The sequence below is a fragment of the Lacticaseibacillus manihotivorans DSM 13343 = JCM 12514 genome, assembly GCF_001435035.1.
Taxonomy (GTDB): Bacteria; Bacillota; Bacilli; order Lactobacillales; family Lactobacillaceae; genus Lacticaseibacillus; species Lacticaseibacillus manihotivorans.
The window spans coordinates 1-491 of record NZ_AZEU01000075.1; the positions used below are offsets into that span (position 1 = coordinate 1).

General features: G+C 45.8%; 1 protein-coding gene. It reads left to right on the forward strand.

Annotated elements, in window-relative coordinates; genetic code table 11:
- Positions 1–491 (forward strand): IS30 family transposase (locus FD01_RS04140; RefSeq protein WP_156647267.1); only part of this gene is annotated, 491 nt, incomplete at both ends.

The following is a 491-nucleotide window of genomic DNA, read 5'->3' on the forward strand; positions in this document are numbered from 1 at the left end:
TCAACGCTTGAAACATGAAAAATCTAGTTATCAAGTGAGTTACAATACGATCTATCGGGCTATTTACCGTGGGGACTTCAACGAAACAGGCTTATCTCACGGCAATCGCGGTGCAGTCCGAAAACTCAGGCATCGCGGTAAGACTAGACATACTAAAGGCCACATTGAACGCCGGGGCAAGATTCAGATCAGTAACACCATTCATGAGCGACCTTTGGCCGCCGATGACCGTACTGAAATTGGTCATTGGGAACTGGATACGGTTGCCGGAAAAACTGGTAAGGCTTGTGCAGTCACAATGGTTGACCGCTACTCCAGGTTCTGCTTGATTGGAAAAGCAGACAAAAAGAAATCAGCTGAAGTAGCCCAGATTGTCCTGGCTTTGACAGCTAAGCTCCCTATCAAGGACGTTAAAACCATCACACCAGATCGTGGCAAAGAATTCGCTAAACACGTTGAGATCACAGAAGAAACTGGTATTGAATTTTACT